This is a genomic window from Deltaproteobacteria bacterium (assembly GCA_030654105.1).
GTDB lineage: Bacteria > Desulfobacterota > SM23-61 > SM23-61 > SM23-61 > JAHJQK01.
Genome location: JAURYC010000002.1, coordinates 1 through 6,020, shown reverse-complemented (window position 1 = coordinate 6,020; position 6,020 = coordinate 1). Strand labels below are relative to the sequence as shown.

Genomic DNA, 6,020 nt, shown 5'->3' with positions numbered 1-6,020 from the left:
TCGAGGATCAGAGCCTCCCCACCGGCTTGCTTGTCAAGAATTTTTATTCTATGGTTGGGTCACCGTAGGCAAGAAAAGAAGCTGGCTGAAGACGAATGGAGGAAGAACTATGGAAAAAAAGGGGGGATAACGGAGCAGGGGATGAGGGCGGCTGCTTCTCATACCGCTTCCCTGACGGCGGCCCCTGAAATCTGGAAGTCCCTGTTCAAACAGACGGGTGCTCTTCAAGTGGAAAGCTTCGATGAAATGGTGAACACAATCATGGCTTTTGATCAGTCCTCATTGCCCCAAGGAAAGGCTGGTCATCGAATATTGTATGGTATGCTAAAAAAGGTGAGTGAACTTTTAAAAATAATTAGTTCGAAGGACGGGAATGAGCGACAATAAATTTTCCTACCAATTGATCGAAACGCTGTCCAGCTTGGAGCGGGCGGCAAAGCTTCTCGCCGAAGAAAAAATCATCGGCGTGGACCTCGAAGCAGACTCTCTATACCATTACCGGGGAAAAGTTTGCCTTATTCAGGTCGCCACAGAGAATCTGAACCTGGCGATTGACCCCTTGACCATCGTCGATCTTTCTCCTTTGCGGCCGGTCATGGCCGATCCGGCCATGCGCAAGGTTTTCCATGGTGCCGACTATGACATCCGCTCCCTCTACCGGGATTTCCAGATTGAGATCAACAATATTTTTGACACCCAGCTGGCCTGCCGGTTTTTGGGTCTCAAAGAAACCGGCCTGGAAGCCCTGCTCCGCAACCGGTTCCAGGTTGCTCTGGACAAAAAATTTCAGAAGCAAGATTGGTCTGCCCGGCCCCTTTCCCCCGAGATGTTAGAGTACGGCATTATGGATGTCATTTACCTGATCCCTTTGGCCCGGATGCTCGAAAAAGAACTGACCGCAAGGAATCGTCTGTCCTGGGTGGAGGAGGAAAGCGCTGCTTTGAGCCGGATCCGCCCTAACTCCCTCGACCGCGGACCTTTTTTCCTCAGGGTCAAAGGAGCATCCGATTTGGATCCCAGGTCCCTTGCGGTCCTGGAAGCTCTCCTCCAGTTTCGCAACGCCCAGGCAGAGAAGACGGACCGTCCCCCCTTCAAGGTCCTGGGAAACGAACCCATTCTGGAACTGGCCCGGCAAAAGCCCCTGACCATGAAAGAATTGGAGACGGCTAAAATCCTTTCCCCGAGGCAGGTCGCCATCTTTGGGCAGCCTTTGCTGGACCGACTGCGGCAGGCCGCAGGCTTACCCGAGACAGGCCTTCCCTCTTACCCCCGAAGAGAAAAACCAAAAATTTCATCTGCCGTCCGCCAAAGGATAAAGGCCCTCAAGGCCTGGAAGGAGGCGCGGGCGGATAATCTGGGAATGGACTCTACCCTCCTGCTCAACAACGCTATGATCCATTCTCTTGTTGAAAAGAACCCTCGTTCCCGCCAAGACTTGGAGGAAATTCCCGGCTTAAAAACCTGGCAGAAAGAAGCATTCGGCCAAGAGGTCTTGGCTGTGTTGCAAGGAAAGGGCAAATAGCTCAGAAGGCCTCTCCCCAATTTTCCGCTTCTGTGAGCGTCCCACTTTCCTTACCTCCTGGGAACCTTTTTCGATCTATAATAAACTGCTTTCACCCCGAGGGTAACCGATGCTCTGGCACATCCAGGTAACCTATGGTATGGAATTGGCCACCTATTGCCTATGGCCTATAATCCATCGCCTGTTTTTATTGGAACCGCATACGGGCCTTCGCTGATGAAGGCCAGGCGCGGAGAAATGTTCTGGGTGGCATATTGATGATGAAAATAAATAACCGCGTTTTGCACCATCTCTTGAACCTTTTTGGCCCGGCTTTTTTTCCTCCCTGGTGGGGTAAGAAATTCATAGCCGCTGACCCCGGGAAGCATCGTGAAATCTTTCTCAGGAATATCAGTAGTACAGTAGATCAGCCTTTCTTCTCCTACCTTTCTTAACACCCTCCCCCAGACTTCAGGCTCCCACTGGTCCTTGGTAAACTTCCATGCTGGGGACTGGAGCAAATCTACGTATCCATCCACTCCTTGGAGCTTCAAGAGGTGGATCAAGGTTCTGTATTCAGGCCCGCCGATAGGCTCTTCATCCCGGTTGTCGGCGGCAATGATAATCACTCCCTTACCTTTCACGGCTGGAAGGGCTCCCACTGCCGCTTTGGCAACCTGGTAATGGTTCCGGCCCACGTATCCCCCATGGGTTATAACGATATCAAACTCACCTAACACCGGAATGGCCACGTAGGTTTTAATCTTACGCACGGCTTCTTCCAAAACTTTTTCCAGATCTCCCGCGAAAACGCCGGTCAGGTGCATGTCTTTATCCAGAGTTACGGTTATCGTGAAATCCACCCCCACAGCCTTGGCAATGACTGCCGATTCCTCGTGGCACGGGTTACCTTCCAGCATCAGGTTGGTGGCCTGGGGAGATTCAAGAAAATCCGGACTATGAAATTTTTGGATGGTCCGCAGATCTACCAAGCCGGGACAAATCGCCTTCCTCCCGCCGGAAGCACCCGCCATGAAGTGGCTTTCCGTTAAGCCAGTGGCGATCTTCAAGTCGGCCTCAGCGAAACTTTTATTCAAGAAAACTGCGGTGCCGCTGGGCGTCTCTCCTACATAAACCAGGTTGGCCCGGGCTTCGCAGTCATGGTCCTGAACTTCATAGGCAGCAACGACCTCTTTCCCCAGCATCTTGACTTTTTCCTGGGGGGTGCTGGCCCGGTGCGTTCCCGTTCCCACGATGATCCGGATATTCTTTTGCCGAACCCCCAAAGCCTGCAGTTTTTGGAGAAGGGGAGGAAGGATCCCGTTTCTTCCTTTGTAAGGAACCGGACGGGTGATGTCCGAAACGGTGATGGCTACCTGCAGTTCATCCGCAGGCTTCCCTTTCCCTTTGATAATTTTTTCCCAACTCAGGTCTCCCAAAGGTTTTTCGAGGGCTTCCTCGATCTCCTTGGCCGGGTTCTTCAAGACCTCTGCTTTTTTCATGTTCAATACGACGCAATCCCGCGGCACAGACACGCTGAGCGGCCCGCCGGAAAATTCCACTTTTATCTTCTTCCAATCTCTGACTTTGGTATTTTTCAGGGCAGCCATTAGATCTAATCTCATCTTTTAAACCCCCTATCCACTGCCGAATGCTGATTGGGGAATGCGGAAAAAAATTCATAATCCGAATTCCGATAATCGACATTCCGCACTCCGAAATCCGCACTCCGAATTCCTTCTATTCTTGGGGAATCAAATCCAGGTCCCCGGTGAACGCTGCTTCCAGGGTCGGTTTCATCAACCGGTCCACATCTCCCCGCTCCGCTTCCATGGGTGTAGGCATGTTCTGCAGCTTCATCTTCAGCTGGGGATCCTTGGCTGCCTGGATCATTCGTTTCAAATATGCTTTGGACACACCCGCCTCCGCCAACGTTGCGGGGAAACCCAGGGACTTAGAAAACTGAATCATCCCTTTGGCGACCATCATGGCCAACATCCGCCCTTTCTTACCTTCCGTTTTGGCTTTGATAAACCCTCTTTCTTGTAAAATTGCGGCAAAGACGGATAATTGATCCTGGATCCTGGGGGCAAACAAAACCGTGTAATACGGATTTAGAATCGCGCACGCCCGTCCATGGCTTAGCACGTCAATCAAAGAAAAGCTTCCCAGATGGGGCCCGCTGGTTCCTCCGATCATGATGGAATACCCTCCCAGGTCAGTGCCCAATCCCAGGCAAAGCCTGGCCTGTCGGTCTCGGGAATTTACCTTCACTTGCGGAAGTCCATAGACGATCAATCTCAAACAAGCTCTGGCCACTTCTTTCATTTTGGTATAATAGGGCTGGCCCGTCGCCCCCATGAAAACCTCCCAAGCATGAGCGATGCCATCCAAGCCACCATCCAGAGTGAGGTTCATCGGAGAGTCCAGAGTCACCCCATAATCGAAGACAGCAGCCTGCGGCACGATCGCTTCGTCGACGATGAGCTTTTTCTGTCCTGTGACCAAGTCAGTGATGTTGGCATATTTGGTCAAATGGGCACCCGAGCTAGCCGCAGTCTGTACGGCGACGAGGGGAATGAGAAATTGATTCGTTTGGTTCTTTACTTTGGTCACATTGCCCACGCCAAAATAAGGATCAACCGAACTGGCCATGGAGTCGGAAACTTGCAGGGTATTTTGGACATCGGCAGGGGAATAGGTTGCCAGAACATTGGCAGCCTTGGCCGCGTCGAGGGTGCTCCCACCCCCCACGGCAATGATTACTTTAGGCCGGGAGCGGGCTACATGGAGAGCCAGCCGGTATAAATCTTCCCGCGGGGCATTCGGCCTGGCACCGGCAATGGCCTCAAATTCCACCCCTTTTTCTCTCAGGGAATCGCTTACCGGTTTCTGGATTCCAGCCATCCAGGCTTCTCCCAGATCAGCCATAATCAACTGGGCCTTCTTCCCGTACTGGCTGGCCAAATCGCCCACTTTGCCCAGAACATCGAATCCGAAAAAGTAGGAATTTCCTTTCCAATCGCTTAGCATCTTGCGGGCATTTTCTATGTATCTTTCCATCGCTACCTCCTTCTCAAATTGCGGATTGACGAATGCGGAGTGCGGAATAAGCTCTTAACGATTAATTCCGCATTCCGAAATCCGCATTCCGAAATTTTTATTTTATCGCTTCTTCGACCAAAGTGATCAAGCGCTTGGGCGCAATCGGCTTGGGCAGGTAAAGGTTGGCCCCAACTTCCACTCCCCGTTGTTTGTCTTCTTCGCCGCTTTTCGCCGTCAGCATCATGATCGGTGTCTCGACGTAGGAGTTGATCTGGCGAATCTTCTGGCAGACTTCGAACCCGTTCATTTCCGGCATGATCACATCCAAGATGATCAAGTCAAATCGTTCACCGGAAATTTTTTCCAGAGCTTCGGGTCCGTTGAGGGATGTGGTTACAGAAAATCCCAAGGGGGCAAGCAACTCCTGGATAGCTATCAATACCAATTCATCATCGTCTACCACTAAGATCTTTTTGGCCATGATTTTTCATTCCTTTTATTCTTGGAATAGTTTCTTTAAATCGAAAACTCGGAAAACTTTTTTAGACCTCCATCTGCTCCCAACCAGCTTCCATCGCTCCGCTTTAAGCCGGTAGAATTACCCGGAAGGTCGTTCCTTCATCAAGCTTGCTCTCCACCTCTATCCGTCCCCCGTGAGCCTCGATGATGCCATAACAGATCGAGAGACCCAGCCCTGTACCTTTCCCCACTTGCTTCGTACTGAAAAAGGGCTCAAAAATCTTATCCAGATTCTCCTCCGGAATTCCGGACCCTGTATCTTTGAAAGAGATTTCCATATCATTCCATCCGTTACGTAAAATCAAACCCGTGCTAATGGTCAGTTCCCGCTTGCGATCCACTTTCCCCATAGCATCCCGGGCGTTAGATATGAGGTTGAGAAAAACCTGCTCCAGCTGATTGGCATCCCCCCAGATCTTCGGTAAGTTCGGAGAAAAGTTTTTTATCAACCGGATGCCGTGATTCAGGAGTTGCTGGCCCGTAATCATGAGGGCATTTTCGATGGGCTCATTGATGTCGATCTTGCGAAAGGCAAACTTGGACTGCCGGGAAAAATCGCGCAGGTGGTTGATGATTTTGGCGATGCGTTCATGGCACCGCTGAATCAACTCCAGCCGCTTCTGGTTCTCATTCTCTTTGTCCAAATTCTCCCGGATGACGTAGAGGAAGGTATCCGCAGCCATCAGGGGATTGTTCAGCTCATGGGCCACCCCGGCGACCAACTCTCCCAGGGCGCGCATCTTCCCGGCTTGGATCAGATGGGCTTGGGTCTTTTTCAATTCTCCTTCCAACTTTTTCTTCTCGGTCAGGTCTTTAAAAACCCCCAGGGTGCCAATGATCTGCCCGGATTCATCCTGTAGCAAGGAAGCCGAGGTCAGGATCGGAACAGTTCCGTTTTTTTTCACCACCTTCGTTTCATAGTTCTTTAGAGTGCCTTTTCCCCGCAAGATCCCCA

The 6,020-nt window shown here is 51.3% G+C and carries 6 protein-coding genes; 2 read left to right on the top strand and 4 right to left on the bottom strand.

The genetic code is table 11. The annotated features are described in order from the left end of the window. Positions 1–387: hypothetical protein (locus tag Q7V48_00090; protein ID MDO9209143.1), on the top strand; the 387-nt coding region annotated here is incomplete at its 5' end. Then, on the top strand, positions 374–1,522 hold the full coding sequence (locus Q7V48_00085; GenBank protein MDO9209142.1) for an HRDC domain-containing protein: 1,149 nt from the start codon (positions 374–376) through the stop codon (positions 1,520–1,522). The genes Q7V48_00090 and Q7V48_00085, both read left to right, overlap by 14 nt. A 167-nt stretch (positions 1,523–1,689) precedes the next feature. Here Q7V48_00085 and larA read toward each other — a convergent pair whose 3' ends face one another. The 4 genes from larA to Q7V48_00065 all read right to left on the bottom strand — a co-directional run. Further along, positions 1,690–3,126 carry a nickel-dependent lactate racemase gene (larA, locus tag Q7V48_00080; GenBank protein ID MDO9209141.1) on the bottom strand — a complete coding sequence of 479 codons (1,437 nt, stop codon included), beginning with the start codon at positions 3,124–3,126 and terminating at the stop codon, positions 1,690–1,692. A 115-nt stretch (positions 3,127–3,241) separates the two neighbouring features. Then, positions 3,242–4,564 carry an iron-containing alcohol dehydrogenase gene (locus Q7V48_00075; GenBank protein ID MDO9209140.1) on the bottom strand — a complete coding sequence of 441 codons (1,323 nt, stop codon included), beginning with the start codon at positions 4,562–4,564 and terminating at the stop codon, positions 3,242–3,244. A 97-nt stretch (positions 4,565–4,661) separates the two neighbouring features. Then, the gene (locus Q7V48_00070) at positions 4,662–5,027 is read right to left on the bottom strand and encodes a response regulator (protein ID MDO9209139.1); all 366 of its coding nucleotides are present in this window, start codon (positions 5,025–5,027) and stop codon (positions 4,662–4,664) included. A gap of 103 nt (positions 5,028–5,130) precedes the next feature. Next, positions 5,131–6,020: ATP-binding protein (locus tag Q7V48_00065; GenBank protein ID MDO9209138.1), on the bottom strand; the 890-nt coding region annotated here is incomplete at its 5' end.

Bases quoted from the DNA above. Each gene is read 5' to 3' on its own strand.
- larA (MDO9209141.1), bottom strand. From the start codon at position 3,126: ATGAGATTAGATCTAATGGCTGCCCTGAAAAATACCAAAGTCAGAGAT.
- Q7V48_00070 (MDO9209139.1), bottom strand. From the start codon at position 5,027: ATGGCCAAAAAGATCTTAGTGGTAGACGATGATGAATTGGTATTGATA.
- Q7V48_00085 (MDO9209142.1), top strand. From the start codon at position 374: ATGAGCGACAATAAATTTTCCTACCAATTGATCGAAACGCTGTCCAGC.
- Q7V48_00075 (MDO9209140.1), bottom strand. From the start codon at position 4,564: ATGGAAAGATACATAGAAAATGCCCGCAAGATGCTAAGCGATTGGAAA.